This window comes from Dermatophilaceae bacterium Sec6.4 (genome assembly GCA_039636865.1).
Lineage (GTDB): Bacteria > Actinomycetota > Actinomycetes > Actinomycetales > Dermatophilaceae > Allobranchiibius.
In genome coordinates, this window is the sequence record CP144172.1 from 2,103,936 (window position 1) to 2,126,616 (window position 22,681).

The 22,681-nt window shown below is 64.5% G+C and carries 16 protein-coding genes; 8 read left to right on the forward strand and 8 right to left on the reverse strand.

The window, feature by feature from the left end:
- Positions 1–87: 87 nt before the first annotated feature.
- Complete coding sequence (gene ppsA, locus V3G39_10115; protein XAS75023.1) at positions 88–2,478, reverse strand: phosphoenolpyruvate synthase; 2,391 nt, start codon at positions 2,476–2,478, stop codon at positions 88–90.
- Positions 2,479–2,786: 308 nt separating this feature from the next.
- On the reverse strand, positions 2,787–3,605 hold the full coding sequence (locus tag V3G39_10120) for a GAF and ANTAR domain-containing protein (protein XAS75024.1): 819 nt from the start codon (positions 3,603–3,605) through the stop codon (positions 2,787–2,789).
- A gap of 614 nt (positions 3,606–4,219) precedes the next feature.
- On the opposite strand from V3G39_10120, the gene gap reads away from it, so the two are divergent.
- Positions 4,220–5,227, forward strand: a complete 1,008-nt coding sequence (gene gap / locus V3G39_10125; GenBank protein ID XAS75025.1) for a type I glyceraldehyde-3-phosphate dehydrogenase — start codon at positions 4,220–4,222, stop codon at positions 5,225–5,227.
- Between the two features lie 109 nt (positions 5,228–5,336).
- Here the strand turns inward: gap and V3G39_10130 are convergent, their stop codons facing one another.
- Positions 5,337–6,116, reverse strand: a complete 780-nt coding sequence (locus tag V3G39_10130) for a GAF and ANTAR domain-containing protein (GenBank protein XAS75026.1) — start codon at positions 6,114–6,116, stop codon at positions 5,337–5,339.
- 510 nt (positions 6,117–6,626) lie between these two features.
- Between V3G39_10130 and V3G39_10135 the strand changes: the two genes are divergently transcribed.
- A complete protein-coding gene (locus tag V3G39_10135; protein ID XAS75027.1) occupies positions 6,627–7,280 on the forward strand; it encodes a BON domain-containing protein in 654 nt (217 codons plus the stop codon).
- A 30-nt stretch (positions 7,281–7,310) separates the two neighbouring features.
- Positions 7,311–8,300, forward strand: a complete 990-nt coding sequence (locus tag V3G39_10140; protein ID XAS78216.1) for a zinc-binding alcohol dehydrogenase family protein — start codon at positions 7,311–7,313, stop codon at positions 8,298–8,300.
- Between the two features lie 171 nt (positions 8,301–8,471).
- Here V3G39_10140 and V3G39_10145 read toward each other — a convergent pair whose 3' ends face one another.
- Both V3G39_10145 and V3G39_10150 read right to left on the reverse strand, forming a co-directional pair.
- Positions 8,472–11,279: a cation-translocating P-type ATPase gene (locus tag V3G39_10145; protein XAS75028.1), complete on the reverse strand. Its 2,808-nt coding sequence runs from the start codon at positions 11,277–11,279 to the stop codon at positions 8,472–8,474.
- A gap of 70 nt (positions 11,280–11,349) precedes the next feature.
- Positions 11,350–12,876: a YfcC family protein gene (locus V3G39_10150; GenBank protein XAS75029.1), complete on the reverse strand. Its 1,527-nt coding sequence runs from the start codon at positions 12,874–12,876 to the stop codon at positions 11,350–11,352.
- A 156-nt stretch (positions 12,877–13,032) separates the two neighbouring features.
- Here V3G39_10150 and V3G39_10155 point away from each other — a divergent pair, with 156 nt between their 5' ends.
- Entirely contained in the window at positions 13,033–14,415 is a 1,383-nt protein-coding gene (locus tag V3G39_10155) for a dipeptidase (GenBank protein XAS75030.1), read from the forward strand.
- Positions 14,416–14,724: 309 nt separating this feature from the next.
- Here V3G39_10155 and V3G39_10160 read toward each other — a convergent pair whose 3' ends face one another.
- From V3G39_10160 to V3G39_10170, 3 genes are all read right to left on the reverse strand, one after another.
- Positions 14,725–15,180, reverse strand: coding sequence for a universal stress protein (locus tag V3G39_10160; GenBank protein XAS75031.1), 456 nt, complete (start codon positions 15,178–15,180; stop codon positions 14,725–14,727).
- 940 nt (positions 15,181–16,120) lie between these two features.
- Entirely contained in the window at positions 16,121–16,603 is a 483-nt protein-coding gene (locus V3G39_10165; GenBank protein XAS75032.1) for a PRC-barrel domain-containing protein, read from the reverse strand.
- Positions 16,604–16,899: 296 nt separating this feature from the next.
- A complete protein-coding gene (locus tag V3G39_10170; protein ID XAS75033.1) occupies positions 16,900–17,418 on the reverse strand; it encodes a universal stress protein in 519 nt (172 codons plus the stop codon).
- 518 nt (positions 17,419–17,936) lie between these two features.
- On the opposite strand from V3G39_10170, the gene V3G39_10175 reads away from it, so the two are divergent.
- From V3G39_10175 to argF, 4 genes are all read left to right on the forward strand, one after another.
- A complete protein-coding gene (locus tag V3G39_10175) occupies positions 17,937–18,827 on the forward strand; it encodes a slipin family protein (protein XAS75034.1) in 891 nt (296 codons plus the stop codon).
- A 67-nt stretch (positions 18,828–18,894) separates the two neighbouring features.
- On the forward strand, positions 18,895–20,343 hold the full coding sequence (locus tag V3G39_10180; GenBank protein XAS75035.1) for an amino acid permease: 1,449 nt from the start codon (positions 18,895–18,897) through the stop codon (positions 20,341–20,343).
- Positions 20,344–20,399: 56 nt separating this feature from the next.
- Positions 20,400–21,629 carry an arginine deiminase gene (locus V3G39_10185; GenBank protein ID XAS75036.1) on the forward strand — a complete coding sequence of 410 codons (1,230 nt, stop codon included), beginning with the start codon at positions 20,400–20,402 and terminating at the stop codon, positions 21,627–21,629.
- A 14-nt stretch (positions 21,630–21,643) separates the two neighbouring features.
- Complete coding sequence (gene argF / locus V3G39_10190; GenBank protein ID XAS78217.1) at positions 21,644–22,681, forward strand: ornithine carbamoyltransferase; 1,038 nt, start codon at positions 21,644–21,646, stop codon at positions 22,679–22,681.

Sequence of the window (22,681 nt, forward strand, 5' to 3'; positions counted from 1 at the left end):
AGGTCCGGGCTGGCTGCGATGCAGCTACCTGTGACGTTACGCCGGTGCTGCTGGCAAGTACAGGGCAGATCGGGTTGGTCGAGTCGGTCATCGCCGTGCCTCCACGTCAAGGACATGCCGCGTCGTCTTGACCACCGTGTCAGGGTTGAGCGATATCGATTCGATGCCCAATTCAACGAGGAACTCGGCTATCTCGGGGTAGTCCGACGGGGCTTGGCCGCAGATCCCGGAGTGGATGCCGTTACGCGCGCAGCCCTGCACCGCGAGTCGGATCATCTCCTTGACGCCTTCGTCGCGCTCGTCGAAGTCGAAGGCGACGATGGCGCTGTCGCGATCAACGCCAAGGGTGAGCTGGGTCAGGTCGTTGGAGCCGATCGAGAAGCCGTCGAAATGCTCTGCGAATCGGTCGATGAAGATGACGTTGTTCGGGATTTCGCACATCGCGTAGACCTTCAGGCCATTCTCGCCACGCCGTAGGCCGAGCTCAGCCATCGTCTTCAGCACCTGAATTGCCTCGGCGACACGGCGCACGAACGGCAGCATCAGGATGACGTTGGTGAGCCCCATTTCCTCCCGCACCCGCCGCATTGCCGCGCATTCCAACGCGAAACCCTCCGCGTAGGAAGGATGCGCGTAGCGCGATGCGCCGCGGAAGCCCAACATCGGGTTGTCCTCGACCGGCTCGAAGTCGGCTCCACCGGTCAGGCTCGCGTATTCGTTGGTCTTGAAGTCCGACATCCGCACGACCACCGGCTTCGGCCAGAACGCAGCAGCGATCGTGCCGATGCCCTCGGAGAGCCGCTCGACGAAAAAAGTCCCGCCGTCGACGTAACCCGCAGTGAGCCGCGCGATCGCCGCCCGCGCGACCGGATCGGAAACCTTCTCGGGGTGGATCAGAGCCATGGGGTGGGCCCTGATCGAGCTGGAGATGATGAATTCCATCCGCGCCAGGCCGACGCCGTCGTTCGGCAGGAACGAGCTCTTGAAGGCAAGATCCGGGTCGGCGAGGTTGACCATGATCTGCGTTTTCGGCCGCGGCATACCCGCGATCTCGGAGTGCTCGACGTGGAAGCTCAGTTCACCCGCGTAGACCCGGCCGGTGTCGCCCTGCGCGCACGACACGGTGACGGGCACCCCGTCCGCGAGGGCGGTGGTCGCGTCACCCACGCCGACGACAGCGGGGATGCCGAGCTCACGCGCGATGATCGCCGCGTGGCAGGTGCGACCGCCCCGGTTGGTCACGATCGCCGCAGCCGTCTTCATCACCGGTTCCCAGTCCGGCGTCGTGGTGTCGGTGACGAGGACCTCTCCCGGTTTGAACTCCGATAGACGCGCCACCTTGTCGAGCACGCGGGTGGTGCCCGAGGCGATCTTCTCGCCGACGGCGCGACCCTCGATCAGCACTTCATCGGGATTGTCGAGGGTGTAGGTATCGAGGGTGTCGGCCGCGCGCCGCGAGGCGACGGTCTCCGGTCTTGCCTGCACGATGTAGAGCAGATCGTCAGTGCCGTCCTTGGCCCACTCCATGTCCATCGGGTGCCCGTAGTGGGCTTCGATCGCGATCGCGCTTCCTGCGAGTTCGAGCACATCGTCGTCGGTGAGGCAGAACCGCGCGCGGTCGACCTTGGGGGTCGGAATGTTGCGCGTGGTGCGCTTGGTCTCGCCCTCGACGAAGATCATTTTGACGGCCTTGTCGCCGAGCAATCGACGAAGTACCGTGCGATGGCCCAAGGCGAAGGTGGGCTTGTGTACGTAGAACTCGTCGGGGTCAACGGAGCCCTGCACCACGTTCTCGCCGAGGCCGTAGGCGCCCGTGACGAACACGACGTCGCGAAATCCCGACTCGGTGTCGAGGGAGAACATCACCCCCGACGATGCGAGGTCGGAGCGCACCATCTTCATGATTCCGATCGAGAGGGCCACTTTGAAGTGGTCGAACCCGTTGTCGAGTCGATAATGGATGGCCCGGTCGGTGAACAGGCTCGCGAAACAGCGCCGGCAGGCGTCCAGCAGACTCTGCTCGCCCTGGACGTTCAGGAACGAGTCCTGCTGACCCGCGAAGCTGGCGGTGGGCAGGTCTTCGGCGGTCGCTGAAGACCGCACCGCGAGGCTCACGTCGTCGCCGTACTCATCCCGCAGCCGTCGGTAACCGTCGAGGATCTCGGCCCCGAAGTCTTTCGGCAGCCCTGCTCCGTAGACGATCTCCCGCGCTTGCTTGGCGCGACGTGCGAGATCATGCACGTCGGAGGGGTCGAGGTCATCGAGCGCGGCGTGCAGTGGCCCCCACGCGTCGGCTTCCGCCAGCATGTAGCGGTACCCGTCGGACGTCGTCGCGAAGCCGTGGGGTACGCGCACCCCCTGGTCGGAGAGCTTCTGGTACATCTCACCCAGAGAGGCGTTCTTGCCTCCGACGATCGCCACGTCCCCGACCCCGAACTCCTCGAAGAACTTCACATAGCTCAATGGGTTCACGCGCACGGATTTCTCCTGGAAACCCTGCGGGCGTCGCGGCCGGTCGTCCCGCCGGTCCCCGAGGGCACGCCGGCTTCCACCGTCGGTCCATCGGGGAAATTCAGGGTCACAGCGAGCGTCGACCGGGACCAGGGGTCCAGGATCTGCAACGCATCGGGCGTCACGGGTGCGCAAGCCATAGGGGCCTCCTTGAGGTAGCCGATCTGATCCTCCGCTGCTACCGACCCGTCTCACCAGGGCACAACGTCACGACGTCTGTCATTTTTTCGGTTGACGTCGTTTGCGTGGGTTACGCGGCGGGACCCCGGCGGCGCTCAGCCGCGGGCGAGGGCACGTCGTACGGCTTCGTCGACGACGTGTTGGGCAACCACAATCATTTTGAGCTGTTGTTGTTGGCTCATGGCTTGCAACCGTTCGCGTGCCTGCACAGAACTGAGGCCGGTGCGGGCCCGGATCAGACCGATGGCTTCGTCGATGACCGGGCGAGCGGCCAAGCTCGTTTGCAGCTGGGTGGCCAGTGCAATCGCCTGCGACAGGACGTGCGCATTGTGCACAGCCACGGCAGCGGGTGCGGCGAACAACTCTCCAAGTTCCTGGGCGTGGTCATCGAAAGCATCCTCGGCGCGGGCGTACACACTGATCGCTCCTATGACCTGCCCCGGAATGAGCAGCGGAAGCGACATCGCGCTCTGGATGCCCGATCGCGCAATGCGTGGCCCGAATTGCGGCCATTTGGTGTCCTCACGGAGGGAACCAGATCGCACCGTGTGGCGTTCGCGCGTCGCAGTGATGCACGGACCTTCGTTCACCCGCCGGTGCTGTATCTGATCGATCTGCGTAACGAACGGGTCGCTGGCTGCCGATGCCTGCAGCCGGTTGTCGGGGCGCCCGGCATCCAGGAGGGTGATCCCGGCCCCATCTGCGCCAGGGATCGCGTGGGCTGCATAGGTCGCTACCCGTTCGAGAATGTCCGATAGGCCACCGGGGACCGTCACCATCGCTGCGAGGTCGGTAAGGCTGGCGCTCAAGGCTTCCGTGGCCTGCAGGTGTTGCCGTGGTGGCTGGGGCCGCTGCGTGGCGGGACAATTCGATGTTGTCTGCAGAGGGGTCGGTGACAGTGATGTCGGGTCCATGGGATGTCCTTCGTCGGTCGGTAGGTGGCCGATCTGACCGGGGTGCAGGTTGCCTGTGCGGCGACCTGGTCGCACCTCGCGGCGGGTGGACGTGTTCCTGAGAGGTGATGGGCGGTAGGTCAATCTTTCGATGCTGCTGCATGGGGCGCACGGTGCTCAGCGGAGCCCGCGGTGGGCAGCCCGCGCGATGCCTGGCGGTGAGTGATCTCGCACCGGGTGCGGCGTACGCGGCACTCGGGCTCCAGGCCGGCTGATTCCCAGCGATCACGACCCTATCGTCGATCCAGGGCACCGACGAGTGTGTATCCCGCTTTTTGCCCAGTGCGAACTGCAGCTCTCTGGCCGTCCGCCGCCGCACGGTCGCGTGGGCGCAGAGAGTGCACCGACCGCGCCGGAGATCGGGCCGGGCCCGGGCCGAGTAGCCACCAAATTCTGCGAAATCTGACGGGGCGCCGGTGTTGCGGGGACGTTCGGCCCTAGCTCACGGGACCGTCCGGCGACGATCCTAGGGAAGGGGAACTGCGACCCTCGAGGGAGGCCACGGTGCAGGAGCTACCGACGCCGGAGGACGTGTGCAGCCACCTCGCGTTGACTGAATCAAGAGAAGGACTGACATGACGACACGTATTGCCATCAACGGATTCGGCCGCACCGGACGGGCGCTCTACCGGGCGATTCTGGAGCGTCATCTCGACATCCAGATCGTGGCGATCAACGACCTGGGGGCCCCGGAGGCGCTGGCCAGGCTGGTCCGGCGCGACTCCGTACACGGCCGGTTCCCCGGGACGATCACGGTGCAGGGTGATGACCTCGTTGCGGACGGACACCACAGCCGTCTGCTGCGGGAACCGGATGTCGAGCAGCTGCCGTGGAAAGAACTCGGGGTTCAGGTCGTCGCGGAGTGCACCGGCCGGCATCGGACTCGCGACGCCGCTGCCGCGCACCTGGGCGCAGGCGCCGAGCGGGTCGTGGTCTCGGCGCCGTGCAAGGAAGCGGACGCGACCTTCGTCATCGGCGTGAACGACCACGAGTTCGATCCTGAGCGCCACATCGTGGTGTCCAATGCCTCGTGCACCACCAACTGCTTCGCGCCGATGGCCAAGGTGCTGCAGGATGCTTTCGGGATCGAGTCGGGCCTGATGACCACGGTGCACGCGTACACCGGCGACCAGCTCCTGATCGACGGGCTACACAAGGATCCTCGTCGTGCCCGGTCGGCCGCACTGAACATCGTGCCGACCTCGACGGGCGCCGCGCGTGCCGCAAGCCTCGTACTTCCGTCACTGGAAGGGCGCTTCGAGGGAGTCTCGCTGCGGGTGCCGATTCCGGATGGCTCGATCACCGACTTCGTCGCGCTTCTCGCGAGGCCCGCCTCGGCAGCGCAGGTCAACGCGGCGTTCCTCGATGCGGCCAGCGGACCGCTCGGTCACGTCCTGGAGTACTCGCAGGAGCCGCTGGTCTCCACTGATGTGGTGGGGTCGGCTGCTTCGTGCATCTTCGACTCATCGCTCACGCTGGGCCACGACCGGCTCGTCAAGGTGTTTGGTTGGTACGACAACGAGTGGGGATACTCCAACCGCCTCGCCGAGATGTGCATGCTGGTGGGTGGTGGCGGGCAGTAGGTACCCGATCGGGCGTACCGGAAGCCACGGACATTGGTTTTGTGCTGCCCGTCCTCTTGTGCACTGATGGTGGATCCGCGATGACATAGGAGGGCGGGCGACGCAACGCCTAGCTGCGGGTGTCGCAGGCACGGGCGTGTCCTACTGCGTCATCGACCAGGTGTTGCGCGACGTCGATCAGTTTCAGGTACTCGCCGTGACTCACCGCGCGTAACCGTTCGCGTGCCTGTTCCGAAGTGAGGCCGGTACGGGCACGCATCAGGCCGACCGCCTCGTCGGTGATAAGAGGGGCGGTCAGTGGCGTCTGCAGCCGGGTGGTCAGTGCGATCGCCTGGGTCAGGGTGTGCGCGTTGTTCAGCGCGACGGCAGCGGGCGCGGTGAACAACTCCGCGAGTTCCTGTGCGTGGTCGTCGAAGACGTCCGTGGCGCGGGCGTACACACTGATCGTGCCGATGATCTGGTCTGCTGTCACCAGCGGAAGCGCCATCACGCTCTGGATGCCTGCCCGCCCCGCGCGCGGCCCGAACCGTGGCCACCTCGGCTCGCTCTCAAGATCGCCCGAACACGCCGTCCGGCCCTCCAGTGCAGTGGTGATGCAGGGGCCCTCATGCACGCTTCGATACTGGATCTGGTCGATCCTGGCGATGAACGGGTCACTCGCGGCGGACGACTCCACCCGGACGTGCGGGTGATCGACGGACAGCAGCGTCACCACGGCTGCGTCGGCGCCTGGAATGGTGCGTGCCGCGTAGGTCGCGACCTCGTCGAGCATGTCGGGCAGGCCGCCGGCGCCGGTTACGAGCGCTGCCAACTCGATCAGGCCGGCGTGCAGCGTCTGCAAGGCTGGCGAGGCCCGTACTTCTTCTTGTGTCGGTGAGCTCTGATCCATGGCCCGTGTCCTTCGCTGGTCGAGTCTGACGGCGGTAAGCCCTGCAACATCGAGGCCATCCAGGTCGTGGCGTCCGGCCGGTTCAGTCGCGGGCAGGACAGGCCGACGTTCGGAATCTACGAGTTCGGATGGGCGGGAAGTCCGCCTATGGTCATCTGCCTACGTCCCGACCTCAGGGCGGGCCTTGGGCGGCGATTTCCTGCTGTCGGGGCCACTTACATCTGCAAGCTCACGGTCGCTCTGACCGCTGATCGAGCGTCCCCCTGAGTGCCTGGCGGTGAGTGATCACTCTGCCGGGAGCGGCGTACGCGGCCTACCCGGATCCAGACTGGCTGGTTACCAGCACTTCTCAACCTACCGCCGGCCCTGGGCTTTGACCAGAGCACATACCGATGGCGCACCGCGTGAATTCGGGACCTAGGACACTGTGCCGCTACCCGCGTCAGCGTCATGGTGGAAGTGCGCGAGCCCGCGCCGACGAAAGGCATCATTGTGACCACCAGCGCGTTCGTGAGAAGTGACCTCCAGATCCAGGAGTCAGTGCGAGAGGAACTGGCCTGGACCCCCGATGTCGACGACGCGGGTATCGGGGTGGCTGTCCGGGATGGCGTTGTTGCCCTGTCCGGAGAGGTCGACGATTACGCCCAGCGCTTGGCTGCCAATCAGGCGGCCTTCCGCACCTCGGGGGTGACCACCGTCGTCGATGACCTGGAGATTCACCCGGCGTCCTACGCGTGGACGGTCACCGAGACCGATATCGCCAAGAATGTCCAGGACGTGATTGACGAAAGCATCCAGCCGCCAAATTCGGTGCGTGCCACCGTGCAGAATCACACCGTCGTCCTCAAGGGCGTGGTGCGGTGGAACTACCAGCGTGAGGCTGCTCGTAGTGCGGTCGAACGCATCAAGGGCGTCGTCCTCGTGGTCAACGACATCACCCTCAGCAGTCGCCCGTCGGCTGCAGATACCGAGGGCAATATTCGTAAGGCTCTGATCCGCAGTGCGACCGTGGACGGCAATCGGGTCCATGTCACCGTGAGCGGCAACACCGCCACTTTGAGCGGCCACGTGCGTTCCTATATCGAACGCACAGAGGCCGAGACCGCTGCCTGGGCCTCCCCGCACGTCACGCACGTGACCAACAACATCGAAATGACCTTCTAGCACCAAGATCGGAGACGTTCTGTGCAGGACATGGCGGCATGGGCTGCGGGAGGTGTACCCGGACAGATCAGACTGGTGACGAAGCCCCGTCCCACGCCGGGCCCGGATGAAGTCGTCGTCCGTGTCGAGGCGTGCGGACTGTGCAGGACCGACCTGCACATCGTCGACCACGAGCTCGAACGCCATCTGGTCGACGTGACCCCCGGCCATCAGATCGTCGGGACGGTGACTGCGCTCGGCGATCGCGTGCAGCAGCTGCGCGAAGGCGACACGGTTGGAATTGCCTGGCTTCGACGTACCTGCGGGGTATGCCCGTGGTGCCGGAGTGGTCGCGAGAACCTCTGCCCAGAATCGCAATACACGGGTTGGGATGTCGATGGGGGCCTCGCCGAGTACACGACCGTGCCGGAGGCATTCGCGTATGTACTGCCAAGGACAGCTGATGCTGTCGAACTCGCTCCGCTGTTGTGCGCCGGGATCATCGGGTACCGCGCGCTGTCCCGGGCCGCCGTGCCTGCCGGTGGCATTCTGGGAATTTACGGTTACGGGTCCAGCGGCCACATCACTGCTCAGATCGCGCAGGCTGCGGGGGCCACCATCAACGCGATGACCCGAGGCGAAGCAAACCGGGATCTCGCGTGCAGCATCGGCGCGGCCTTCGTCGGCGGCGCGATGGACGAGCCACCCGCGAAGCTCGACTCCGCAATTGTCTTCGCACCTGCGGGAGAACTCGTCCCGGTCGCGCTCGGCGCAACCAAACGTGGCGGCACAGTGGTCCTGGCCGGCATCCACATGTCCGAAATCCCCGCGATGAACTACGACACTGAGCTTTTCAACGAACGTGATCTGCGCACCGTCACGGCCAACACGCGCGCCGACGGGGCGACCTTCCTCGCGTTAGCGCACAACTTGGCGATCAAACCGACCGTGACGACCTACCCATTCGACAGCGTTGACAAGGCTCTGAGCGACCTCCGTGTCGGAAACGCCTCAGGATCGATTGTCATCACCACGCTCTAACCGAAGACGCTTGAGCTGGAGAACGAGAAATCAGCTGAAGATTCAGGTTCATACCGACTTGAATGTCGATGTCGACGAAGCACACAGCGAGCAGATCGATACGCAGATCGCGGATGCGCTGGAGCGGTGTGAAGATCGCGTGACGCGCATGATCGCGCTTTTGGTGAGCAATTATTTTGCGTGCTGCCGTAGTGTCAATTTGCGTGCTTCGCTGACCCAGAGGACGGCGCTGGCCAGCGCGATACATACCCCCCACTGGCTGAGCGTGAGGGGTGTGGTGGTGAAGGCGGTTTGGAGCACTGGCGTCTGAACGACCGCGACCTGAAGGGCTATTGCGATGCCGATAGCAGCCCAGAGCCACCGATTCGCGAACGGCTTGTGGAAGGCGCTGCGGGTCTCTGAGCGGGCGTTCAACGCATTGAACAGCTGCGCCAGGACGAGCACGGTGAATCCCGCGGTCCGGGCGTTGTCGAGTGTCTGAGTTCCTGGGATCAGTCCGCCCGGTAGGTAGAAGTCGATCGCTGTGAGCGTGGCGATCGCGATGACGAGACCGATCATCACGACACCGGCCCACATCCGTCCGTCGATGAGCCGGTCGTTCAGTCGGCGCGGTGGGCGGTCCATCACGTCTTCGGTTTCCGGGTCGACTCCCATGGCGAGGGCTGTTCCGCTGTCGGTGAGCAGGTTGATCCACAGGATCTGGGTGGCCAGTAGCGGCAGCGCAGTCGTGCCCAAGTCGTCGCTCAGCCCGATCACCCCCGCGAAGACGACGCCGAGAAACACGGTCAGCACCTCGCCGGTGTTGGAGGACAGTAAATAGCGAAGGAACTTGCGAATGTTGCCGAAGATGATCCGGCCCTCGCGGACCGACCGGACGATCGTCGCGAAGTTGTCGTCGGTGAGGATCATGTTGGCGGCTTCTTTGGCGACCTCCGTCCCGGCCAGGCCCATCGCCACGCCGATATCGGCGGCCTTCAACGCCGGAGCGTCGTTGACTCCGTCCCCGGTCATCGCGACGACCTGACCTTGCGCTTTCAATGCTGTGACGATGCGTAGTTTGCTACGCGGCGAGACCCTGGCGTACACCGTCGTGGTCGGGACGATGCGCCGCAACTGCGCGTCATCGAGTGACTCCAGCTCGGTACCGGAAACCGCAACTGTGCCGGGATCGGTGATGCCGAGGTCGGTAGCGATCCGTGCCGCCGTGCTGGGGTGGTCACCGGTGATCATGACGACCCGGATACCGGCGCGATGTGCTTCCTCGATGGCGGTGGCCGCCTCCTGCCTGGGCGGGTCGATGATCCCGACAACCCCCGCGTAGATGAGGTCCTGTTCGAGTCCGTCGCCGTCGCCGTCACCAGCACGGAATGCGTCCGCAGCATCGTCCCCCAGCGGCCGGTACCCGACGGCGATCGTGCGAAAGGCTTGACTCGAGAGGCGTTCGACATCCCCCAGGAGCTTGCTGCGCCACGCAGCGTCCAATGGCTCGGTGCGATCACCAACCTGGACGCGTGAACATCGCTGCACCAGTACGTCCGGTGCCCCCTTGGTGACCAGGGTAAGCTTTCCGTCCCGCTCGCAGTCGGCTTCGATACTGCTCATCATCTTGCGTTCAGACGTGAACGGGACCTCGCCGACGCGGTCGAAACGCCTGGCCCGGTGTTCTCGAAGGCCCATCTTCGCCTCGGCGACCAGGAAGGCGGCCTCGGTCGGATCTCCGTGGATCAGCCACTCGCCATCTGTCTCGAACAGGGCGGAGTCGTTCGCCAGGCTCCCACCGGACAGCACGAGAGCAGTTTGCTTCCACACCCCGCTACCGGCCTCGATCGGCGACCCGTCGCACTCCACCTGGCCCTCGGGGCGGTATCCGGTCCCGGACACGACGACCTCACCGGCTGCGGTGACAACACGGCCGATGCTCATTTCACCGCGAGTCAACGTGCCGGTCTTGTCGGTGCAGATCACTGAGGCTGAGCCGAGCGTCTCCACCGAGGACAGGTCTTTCACGATGGCGTTGCGCCCGGCCATCCGTCGCACCCCGAGCGCAAGAACGACCGACAGGATCGCCGGAAGTCCCTCCGGGACGGCTGCAACGGCAAGCGCCACACCGAGCAGCAGCGCCGTCACCGCACCCTCGACAGAGTGGACCTTGAACACCAGGAACACCGTGCCTATGACGGCGACCGCGATGAGGATGACGGCCCCGCCGAGCATCCGGCCGACCCTGGTGATCTCACGCTGCAACGGGGTCGGGTCCTGGTGTGTGGTCTCCAGCAGATCGGCGATCTGGCCCGTCTGCGTTGCCATCCCGGTTGCTGTGACCACTGCCCGGCCGACGCCCTGGGTCACCGCGGTGCCGCTGAAGATCATGTTCTGCCGATCCCCGAGCGAGGCAGGCCGCTGCAACGGCGCGCTGTCCTTGATCACCGGGGCGCTCTCCCCGGTCAAGGAGGCCTCCGACACCTGTAACGCCGAGGCGCTCAGCAGCCGAGCGTCGGCGGCGACCGAGTCGCCCTCGCCCAGCACCAGAACATCCCCGGGGACGAGATCGCGGGCGGGTATCTGCGCGGGCGCACCGTCACGCAGCACGGTCGCCATCGGAGCGCCCATCCGGCGCAGAGCGGCTACGGCCCGCTCGGCTCCCGACTCCTGCAGGTAACCCAGGACGGCATTCAGCACGATGATGACCGCGATCACGATCGCGTCATAGGGCCATTCAGCCGTGCCCTCGAGCCACCATGCCGCGAGTGAGATAACGATCGCGGCGAACAGCAGATAGATGAGCGGATCCTGGAACTGCTGGAGCACCTTGCGCCAGACGGGCACCGGCAGCGACTGACGCACCTCGTTGGGACCAGACCAGATCAACCGATCAGATGCTTCGGTGGCCGTCAGGCCGCGCTGTGCATCCGTCTCCAGCCCGCTCAGAACTTCGACCACGTCCAGGATTGAAGGGTCCTCCAATTTCGGCTCCGGCATCTGGGGGGCCCACTCTTCTGCTAGGAAATGCGAACCTGTCTGGCCGGGCGGGGGTCGAACGACTCGTCGGCTACAGCACCGATCCAACCGCGATCATGGCCGTACACAAAACCACCAGGAGCAGGATCAATGGTGCGACGAAGCGCAGGTACTGGTCGTAGCGAACCTTGGCCAGGGCCAGTCCGCCCATCACGACCGCCGACGTGGGGGTGATCAGATTGACGACTCCTGAGGCCGACTGGAAGGCCGTGATCACCATCGACCGGGGGACGCCGGCGAAGTCGGCCAGGGGCGCCAGGATCGGCATGGCCAGTGCGGCGTGGCCGGAAGTTGATGGCACCAGGAATGCCAGCGGCAGATTGATCAGGAACATCAGTCCGCCGAACACTCCTGAAGAGGTGCTATGAACGATGTTCTCCATGGAGTGCAGCACGGTGTCAGTGATCTGTGAGTTGTTCATGATCACGGTCACGCCGCGGGCGAGCACGATGATCAGACCGACCCCGACGAAGTCACCGGCACCTTTGACCAGCGTGTCGGTCAGGCCCTTCTCGCCCAGGCCGCCGATCAGGCCGACCACGATCGACATCACGAGGAAGAGAGCAGCCAGTTCAGGGAAGTACCAGTCCAGCTGCCAGCTGAAGCTGGCCGCGTCCGGTCCCTTGAAGACCTGCGCCCAGGGCACGATCGAGAAGATCATGAACGCGAAGGTGAACGCGATGATCGCCAACACGCTCTTGTGCTTGCCGGTCAGGTCGGGCACCTCACCGATGCCGGCAGCGGCAATCGTCGCGTCCCCCTCCTTCGCGCCGACCATCGATTTCGTCGGATCCTTCTTGACCTTCCTCGCGTATCGCAGGACAAATCCGACGCCGATGGGTACGAGGACGACATACATCAGCAGACGGAAACCGATCCCGTTGCCGATCGATACGCCGGCCGACGCGGAGGCGACACCGGTGGCGAACGGATTGACGGTCGAGGCCAGCACCCCGATGCCCGCACCGATCAGGATGGTCGCGGCGGCGACCATCCTGTCGTATCCCAGCGACAGCATCAACGGGATCACCAGCGCGTAGAACCCGAGAGTCTCCTCGGCCATGCCCTCGGTGGTGCCGCCGATCGAGAACAGGATCATCAGAATCGCGATCACGACCGCGCCGCGGCCGGCGAAACGTTTGGCAATGTGCGCCACACCCACGTCGATGGCGCCGGTCTTCATCGACATGGTGATGAAGATCCCGATGGCCAGCACGAACAGGAACACTCCGGCAGCGCCGAACAGTTCGCCGCTTTCATTGGGACCGATGAAGCCGCCGTCCGTGGCCTTGATCCCGTAGAGCCCGTTCACCGGCGCCATGAACAGTTGCATCAAGCGGTCGTAGAACGACAGTCCGGACGCGACGTGGTGGTAGCTGCCTGGGATGGGGCCACCGGTCTTCTTACTGACGGTGTAGGCGCCGGTGGGTACGGCGAAGGCGAGCAGCCACACCGCGATGGTGACCCCGTACAGAATGGTGAACGCACTGGGGAAACTGAACTTGCGTGGTGTATCGCCCGGGTCCGTCTGTTTGACCGTAGCCGTCTGAGTGGCCATGGGGCTCCCTTGCCGAGTCCGATGTATGCCGTGTCAGCCAAGCAGCGCCCAAGGTCGCCTGCCAGGGTCCTTCGTCCCCCTTGGCGGGGGACCTTGGGCCCTCAGCCGGAACCCCCAGTGGGCCCAGACTTCGGTCATCCGGATAGGAGTAGCTATATGCCCACCAGCACGCTCGAAGCTCAGGTTGCCGAGCTCATGCCGCAGTGCAGAGCAGATCTCGGCGAACTCGTCGCTCTGAAATCTGTTGCAGATGCAGCCGAACAACCGATCTCCGAATGCCATCAGGCAGCCGATTGGATTGTGCGCAAGTTCACCGACGCCGGCCTGCAGGAGATGACCCGTCATCGGACGTCGGACGGTAGTGACTGCGTCACCGGCTATGCGCCCGGGCCGATCGGCGCCCCTACCGTGCTGCTCTACTGCCACTACGACGTACAGCCGCCCCTCGGGGAAGGCAGCTGGCGGACCCCGGTGTGGGCCCTGACCGTGGGTCAGGACGGTCGATGGTACGGAAGGGGCACTGCTGATTCCAAAGGCAACATCGTGGCCCACCTGACCGCCCTTCGCGCCCTGAGAGCCGTCGGTGGGTCATTTCCGCTGAATGTGAAATTCGTTGCCGAGGGGTCAGAGGAACAAGGCACTGGCGGTCTCGAAGCGTTCGTTCCGCAACATCCCGACCTGCTGCGCGCGGACGCGATCTGCGTCGTCGACGTGGGCAACGAGGCCGTCGGCCATCCCACTCTCACCACCTCGTTGCGTGGGATCACCACCGTGGACATCACGCTCGCAGCCCTCACCAGCCCGCTGCACTCCGGCCTCTTCGGCGGGCCTGCACCAGATGCCCTCGCGGGTCTCATCGCCGTCCTCGCCTCGTTGCACGACAAGAATGGCAACACGACAATCGACGGGTTGGACAACGACAACGTCTGGCAGGGGGCGGAATACCCGACCCAGCAGTTCCGCAACGACGCGAACGTCTTGGACGGGGTGGACCTCACCGGCAGTGGATGCGTCGCCGACATGCTCTGGTCACGCCTCACCGCAACGGTGCTGGGCATCGATGTGCCGGCTGTGGAGAGTTCGGTCAGCGCGATTCAGGCATCAGTCCGCGCCCGTATCTCCCTACGCGTGCCGCCGCTGATAAGCGCGTCCGACGCGCAGGAGGCGCTCGTTTCCCATCTGCAGGCACGCATCCCGTGGCACCTACGCTCGAGCATCGAGAAGATCGACGTGAGCGAACCGTTCACCGGCTCGCTCACCGGCCCGGCCTTCGATGCCATGAAGGCCGCCATGCGGGAGTCTTACGGCCGGCCCATCGTGACGCGAGGCCAAGGCGCATCGATTCCGCTCTGCAACGTCTTTCAACAGACCTTTCCAGATGCCGAGATCATGCTCTACGGCGTGGAGGAACCGCTGTGCCTGATCCACGTACCGAACGAAAGTGTCTCTCCGACCGAGATCGAGCACACGGCTCTCGCCGAGGCGCTGTTCATGCGTAACTACGGCAGGTGGCAGGCAGAACCGGCCGTGCCCAGTTGAGGACGGGCGAACCGAACCGCAGTCCCAGTGCATCCGACCGCGACGCTGTCGGCACGGGCGGGCTCACGGCGCTCGTGGCCGGGGCCGGTGTGGTCAGCTGCCGCGCCTACGACAACGGCGTCCTGGACACCGGCGACGGCCGCCTCACGAGGCGTGACGTCACTGGCGCGACGATCCGAGCCCCCTAGCCGTCAGTTCCAACCCTACGCAAGTCGCCTCGGCGGGGCTGGGCCCCGGCTGGACCAGCATCGCGACACCCTGCGTCGCCCTGCTGGAAATCCCGCTGATTCGCGATTTATCGCGAGTGGATTACGCAGTGTGCGCGTCGTGAAGACGGGGTGGCAGGGAGTCACCATGCAGCACCACGACGGGGCATTTGGCGTGCTGGGCGCATGCGAGGCTGACCGAGCCGAGCAGAAGTTCGGCGAAGCCGCCATGCCCCCGATTGCCCACCACGAGCAGTTGGGCGCTCTGGCTGGCCTGTATCAGGGCCTGCGCCGGATTGCCATGCCATACGGTCAGCTGCAGTCGGTCGGGTCGTTCATCGCCGAAAACGTCGGTGACGATCGCGGCCAGCGCCTTCTTCGCACCCTGATCGGGAGTCCAGCTCGGCGCGAGCCCGGCCAGTCCGGCGTTCATCATGGTGTACTCGCTCGGGGGCGTCCAGACGATGACGGCTTCCACGGTGCTTGCACTGGCACGTGCCAGGAACGCAGCCCAGCGGAGTGCTCTCTTACTCGAGTCGGAGCCGTCTACGCCGACCACCACACGACGCGAGGAGGTAGCGGCCGGATCGGCATTCACGAGCGCGGCCGCGAACGCGTCGAGGTTCGGATACAGGGACCAGGCGATTTAAAGGCGGAAACTGGAAGAACATTCATAATCATCCGAATCTTCCTGTGGTCACTGGGTGTCGGTGTCGAGCGCATGCTCGCGCCTGCAACGTCGGATCGCTGAACCAATCTCGACAGGTTCAATCGGCGGGAGTCTCAGAGCTGCAGCGGATGCCGACGCCATTCATCCAGGCCTCGAAGCTGAGGACTCTGCGGCGCGCTCCGCCGGTTCCGTGGGCTGGGGCGGCAAGAACGGGGGATTCGCTGGGGTTCTTCGGGATGCAAGAAGGACCGACGTTGATGCTTGGGAGTGTGAAGACGGTGGGATTCATGGTGATCCTGACGCGCAGGAAATCGCCGGTGTGTCCGCGTCGGAGCTCGTGCTCCGGGAGGCGGCAGCGGACGGCCGGCCTCTTGAGGACCTGCTGGGTTCTCCAGCACCTACAGACTACAGGGTTACTGCGGCTGAAACGAGGTCTGGTCGACCCCGGATCAGGCTGTTTCGATGGTGGTTGGCAACTCGCCAACAACTGCCGTGCTGAGGACAGCCGGGGAGCGGAAATGACGTGTGTCCGGCCGCAGCACACCGACAGTATGAGCGGGTGCACATTGAGGATTCCTGGCTCGGTAGGTCCCCGTTCATCCCATCCGACTGGCGTCGAGACGGCGGGCGCAGGCAGCGCAGCGGCAGTAGGCCGAGGACCATTCCTCACCCATTTGCGGCCAGGGACCGTCGAGAAATGGCGTGTCGATTCCGCACAGCGAAGTACTTTGCCCGGCTTCGGTCGCGTGTGCCATACCCGTCGCGTTGTTTGCTGGGTCCAGGCTCCATGCAATCCGCATTGACCTAGTGCCTTGGGAAGTCATTTGGGTCATAAGTGGCGCCCGCCATCCATGTTCGGTCGGTACCCGACACCCCAGTACGGCGCGTATCCGTAATGTTGGTAGACGCCCGCGTGATGGAGCCCGTCGTCAATCAGCTTCGGGTCGTAAGCGGGAGCAGCGGTGACCCTCTCACGTGACTGGTCGATCAGCACGTGGTGCTCGGTAATCTTTGTAATGGCTTCGACGGGGATCAGGCTCTTCGTCTCTCCGAATCCCAAAAACCCGCCGTGTTCGACCAGCATGAACCTGACCTTCTTCTCCCGTTCGTCGATCAGCAGGTCCGCAATCGTGCCGATGCCGGTGCCATTCGGGTCTTTGACCTCGCGGCCGCGGACGTCGTTGACCAAGCCGTCGATCATCTGGCCGCGGTCGCTGAGCATGTAGAGCGTCGAGCGTCCGGTGAACGTGGGTTCGGTAACGGTGGATTCGGCGGTCGTGGATTCGGCGGTTGTCGTGTCGTCGATGGTCATTGCGTATCGTCTCCGTGGGCTTCGTAGATGCGGGTCGCGAGATTGCGGTCGAACTCAGTCAGCAACAGGTGCGGTGATCGTGTTTGCCGATTTCCAGCGCGACGCGGTACCCGACAAAGGAGCGGTCCCGGTACTACCTGACGGTGAGCGAATGCTCCTCGTGGCGGCCGTGAGGCAGGCCGCGAGATTCAGGCTGGCTGCGATGCAGCTGTTCATCACCGTACGCGCATCAAGCAGCGCCGTACAGGGCTGCTGCGGGGCCATCTGCAAGGACGTCGCGGGGTGCCCGGCCCGCTCTATTTCGCGTCTGTTGCTGCAGAGACCGGATTGACGTCGGGGAGGCCGGGAGGCGCGGTGTCACCGCGCATCACAACGACAGGGCAGGCCGCATGTGCCGAGCAGACCGAGCTGACCGAGCCGAGCAGGAGCCCCGCGAACCCACCGTGGCCCCGGTTGCCCACTACGAGCAGCCGTGCGTTCTGACTGGCTTCGATCAGCACCTGAGCCGCGTTGCCCTCGTGCACGCTCAGACGCAGTCCGGCCGGGCGATGGTCACCGAAGACCTCGTCGACCGTCGCCCTCAAAGCTGTACTGGCATCCTCGGCAGGATTCCAGTCGGGTGGGATTGCGGCCAGTCCAGCGCCCATCGCGCCGTAGGTGGTGAAATGGGCCCAGGCCGCGACTGCCTCGAGGGTGGCGCCGGTCGCCTGGGCAAGGAACTGCCCCCACAAAAGCGCATTCTTACTCGGTTCGGAACCATCAACGCCAACCACGATGAGATCCCGCTCCGGGCTGATCATCGGTTCGTCAGCCATCGACCCGCTGCTGCAGCGCACGAGGCGCCCGCGTCATCGCGACATGGTTCAAGCAGTGGAAAATGGAAGATGATCATGATGGTCCCGATCGAGCGGGTAGTCACCGAGTGTCGACAACGAGTGAATACTCGGGAACGCAGCGGCGGACAGCTGAATTCTTTCGACTGGCTGATGCAGTCAGCGGTTCAAACCTACCGGCCGGCTCGATGCATCGCCAGGCACGCGGCCTGAGTTTCTTTCTCGACCAGCTCCCCGTCCGAGGTTCCCAACCCGTACAGGTGCGGCCACCTGCGCAGTTGTCGAACGTGATCCGGTTTTTGAGAGCACAGTTTTCGACGGCGCGTACGCGGGTCCGGATAGCTGGTCCAACCCGACGTCGATGTCAGACTTCGGGTGTAGCGTTGAAGTCGCTGATCAGTTCAGCCAGTTCGGGAATGGTGTGGCCGTCCGCCGCCGCGCCGCTGGGGCACAAGCCTCAAGCCCCCTCACACGTCACCACTGCCTCTGAGTAGGTTCTCGTGTCTTCTTCAACCCTTTCCCTGACCATTGCCATCCTCCTCGTGCTCCTCATCGCGGTGGTGATCGCTGCGCTGAAAATCGTGAAGCAGTACGAAGAAGGGGTGCTGTTCCGTCTGGGTCGGGTGGTCGGGCAGCGCAAACCTGGGCTGCGTCTGATCATCCCGTTCGTGGATGTGATGCACCGGGTCTCGTTGCGGATCGTGACGATGCCGATCCAGTCCCAGGGCATCATTACCCGCGACAACGTCAGCGTTGATGTGTCGGCGGTGGCGTACTTCAAGGTCGTTGACCCGGTCAAGTCCGTGGTCGCTATCGAGAACGTGTACTCCGCGATCGACCAGATCGCCCAGACCACCCTGCGTAAAGTCGTTGGCCAGCACACCCTGGATGAAACCTTGTCCGAGACCGACCGGATCAACAAGGACATTCGCGCGATCCTGGACGTCAGCACAGTGGACTGGGGGGTCGAGGTCACCCTGGTAGAGCTGAAAGACATCCAGCTGCCGGACAGCATGAAACGGGCGATGGCCCGCCAGGCCGAAGCCGAGCGGGAGAAACGTGCCAAGATCATCAACGCCGAGGGCGAATCGTTGGCCGCGGCAGCGTTGGGTGATGCGTCCGACACGATGATGAAACACCCGTTAGCGCTGCAACTGCGCAACCTGCAGAGCATGGTCGAGATCGGTGTCGACAAGAACACCACCGTCGTGTTCCCCGCACCACTGATGAGCACTATCGGCGAACTCGGCGCCTTCCTGGCCCGAGAATCCAAATCCGCGACGGACCTGGTGTCCAGCCACCCGGAACCACCAAAAGATCCTGCGACCGATCTGACGAAAACGCCGGTGGACCTGCCAGAGCCCGTCCCGAACGGTGTGGCCTCCCACTGAGTCGGACGCTCGGCTGCCTACGCCGCACCCCGTTCACCCCGCTTCGCCCGTTCGTTCAGGAGTGATGATGAAGAACATCGACGACGACCCGGTCGACACGCCGACCCCCGCCGGTCCGGGGTCGGCGCCCGCTTCCAGGCGGACAGCACCGGCCGGGGATCGCGGGATGGGCCTGACCCAGTCCACCGCGCTGATCGTCGGCAGCATCATCGGCGTCGGGATCTTCAGCCTCCCGTACTCACTCGCGGCCTACGGTCCGATCAGTCTCGTCGCGCTGGGCATAGCGACCGTCGGAGCGCTGGCTTTCGCGGTCCTGTTCGCTGCTCTGACCCGGCGGATGCCGGCTGACGGCGGCCCCTACGCGTACGCCCGGACCGCCTTCGGCAATGTCATCGGTTTCGGAAATGCGTGGACCTACTGGATCACCGCGTGGGCGGGTAACGCGGCAATCGCGGTGGGCTGGGTCTACTACGTGGAGAAGTTCATCAACCAGGGTGGCGGGAAATTCTGGACCATTGTGATCGCCCTGTCGGCGCTGTGGATCCCAGCATTGGTGAACCTCACGGGCATCCGCAACGTGGGCAGTTTCCAGGTGGTCACCACGGTGCTGAAGTTCATCCCGCTGCTGATCATGGCGACCGTTGGCCTGTTCTTCATCCACGGCGGCAACTTCACCCCGTGGAACACCAGCGGGGGCTCGAGTCTGTCGGCGATCGGTGGCGCAATGGCGATCTGCCTCTTCAGTTACCTCGGCGTCGAAACGGCTGCGGTTGCCGCCGCCCGGGTCCGTGATCCGTCGCGCAACGTGCCGCGTGCCACCGTCTACGGCACATTGGCCAGTGCTGCCGTCTATCTGCTCTCGATGATCGCGGTTTTCGGCATCCTGCCCACCAGCGAGTTGGCCAAGGGCGCGAACAAGGCGTCCTACTCGGTCGCTGCCGACACGATGGTCGGTGGCTCCTGGGCGGGCGACCTGGTCGCAGTGGCCGTCATCGTCTCCGGTATCGGCGCCTTGAACGGCTGGACGATGATCTGCGCCCAGATGCCGCTGGCGGCGGCCAATGACGGCTTGTTCCCCCGTAGGTTCGCGGGCCTGAGCTCGCGGGGTGCGCCCGCATTCGGCATTGTCTCCTCGACGGCTCTTGCCTCGGTGGCTGCGGTGGTCTCCTACCTCGGCACCAGCGGCTCCACGGTCTTCACGACCCTGGTGTTGATGACCGGGATCACCGCGGCCGTCCCGTTCGGTTTCTCCGCTCTGGCGCAGATCGTCTGGCGCATGCGGGACCGCGGCCACTCGATCAGTACACCGCGGCTCGTGCGTGACCTCGTGGTCGCCGGGGTCTCCCTGGTGTTCGCGATCGCGTTCATCTACTTCTCGACCAACACAGGTAATACCTGGTACGTCGTGTGGGGGCCGTTCCTGATGACCGGCGCCGCACTGGTGATCGGGGTGCCGGTTTACCTGATCCAGCGCAAACACATGACCGCACCCGAGCCGGTGCCGGCGTATCGGTAACCCGCCCGCGCAGCCATCCGCCCGCCCGCCGACTCCACCCCCGAAAGGAAGCAACCATGAACTTCTCCGTCAACTCCGAGGTCGGCACTCTGCGCCAGGCCATCGTGCATCGCCCCGGTCTGGAGCTGGACCGGCTCACTCCGCTGAACGTCGACGACCTGCTCTTCGACGACGTGATGTGGGCCTCGCGCGCGAAGGAGGAGCACGATCTCTTCTCCGGTCAGCTGCGATCGCACGGTGTCGTCGTCCATGAGTTCTCCCAGTTGCTCCGCGAGGCGCTCGATATGCCGGGTGCCCGGGAGTTTCTGATCGAACGGCTGACGATCGCGACCCGCTTCGGTCCAGCGCTGGACAAGCCGCTGGATCTGCTGGTCTCCTCCACCCCGGCGGCCGAACTGGCCGACATCCTCATCGGGGGGTTGCTCAAGCGCGAGATCCTGCCTTTGCTGCATACCTCGAGCCTGCTCATCGACCACCTCGAGGACAACGATTTCCTGCTCACCCCACTGCCGAATCACCTTTTCCAGCGGGACAACTCGGCCTGGGTGTACGACGGGCTCTCGATCAACCCGATGACCAAACAGGCCCGTAAGCGCGAGACGGTCAATTCCCAGGTCGTCTACAACTTCCACCCGATGTTCGTCGGCGCGATCAACACCTTCCTCTACGGCAACGACGGACTGAATCACGAGCCGGCCAACATCGAGGGCGGCGATGTCACCGTGATCGGTAACGGCGCGGTGCTGATCGGGATGGGCGAGCGCACCACACCGCAAGGGCTGGAGTTCCTCACCAGACGGCTGTTCGAGACCGGCACCGCGACGAAGGTGATCGTCGTCGAACTGCCCAAGTCACGCGCTTTCATGCACCTGGACACGGTGATGACGATGATTGATCAGGAGACGTTCTGCGTCTACCCGTTCCTACCGGGGGAGTTGCGCTCATTCCTGCTCAGCCCGGTCGGAAACGGCGGCGACTACAAGGTCGAGGAGAACAAGACTCTCTTCCCCGTTGTAGCCGATGCGCTCGGTCTGGAGAAGGTCAGAGTGCTGCGTACCCCGATCGACGAGATGGGCGCTCAGCGCGAGCAGTGGAACGACGGCAACAACTTCCTCGCCCTCTCGCCCGGCGTGATCATGGGTTACGAACGCAACACCACCACCAACAGCTACCTCACCGATCACGGCATCACCATCATCCCGGTCGTGGGGTCGGAGCTGGGCCGAGGTCGCGGCGGACCACGCTGTATGACCTGCCCCATCGAGCGCGATGCGGTGTCGTCATGACCAGCGCCCAGACGATGCCGAGCACGGGCGCGCCGGTGACGTGGGAGTCACTCGCGGGCGCCAGTTTCCTCAAAGAGCTCGATCTCACTGTGCCGCAGTGGCAGGCGCTGCTGGACCTGGCTCGGCAGTTGAAGGCGGACAAGAAGGCCGGGCGCGAGCATCGGCATCTGAGCGGTAAGAACATCGCGTTGATCTTCGAGAAGGCCTCCACGCGCACCCGCTGCGCTTTCGAGGTTGCAGCCCACGACCAGGGCGCCCACGTGACCTATCTGGATCCGACGGGCTCGCACATCGGTCACAAGGAGTCCATTCGGGACACCGCGCGGGTGCTGGGGCGGATGTACGACGGGATCGAGTACCGCGGCTTTGCGCACGCAACCGTCGAGACGTTGTCCGAGGCGGCCGGTGTACCGGTCTGGAACGGTCTGACCGATCTGTGGCATCCGACGCAGTCGTTGTGCGACATGCTCACGATGACCGAGCACGCTGGTAAGCCCGCATCTGAGATCTCGTTCGCCTATGTAGGCGATGCCCGCGACAACACCGCAAATTCGCTGCTGGTCGCCGGGGCGATGATGGGTATGGACGTGCGCATCGTCGGTCCGGACTCGCTGCGAAACCCTGACGACGTGGTTGAGGCTGCCAGACGGATCGCCACGCAGACCGGCGCCCAGATCACCCAGACCGACGATGTCGGAACAGGGGTGCTCGGTGTCGACTTCGTCTACACCGACGTCTGGGTATCCATGGGTGAGCCGGACAAGGAGTGGGACCAACGCATTGCGCTCCTGGGGGAATACCGGGTCACATCCCAGATGCTCAATCTCTGCCGCAACCCCGCCGTCAAGTTCATGCACTGCCTGCCCGCCTTCCACAACCGCGAGACAGAGGTCGGTGAGGCGCTCTTCAAGCGGACCGGCATCTCCGAGCTCGAGGTCACCGAGGAGGTGTTCGAGTCGGAGCACTCGATCGTCTTCGACCAGGCCGAGAACAGGTTGCACACCATCAAGGCAGTGCTCGTCGCCACGCTGGCCGGCCCACAGGGTGGCTGA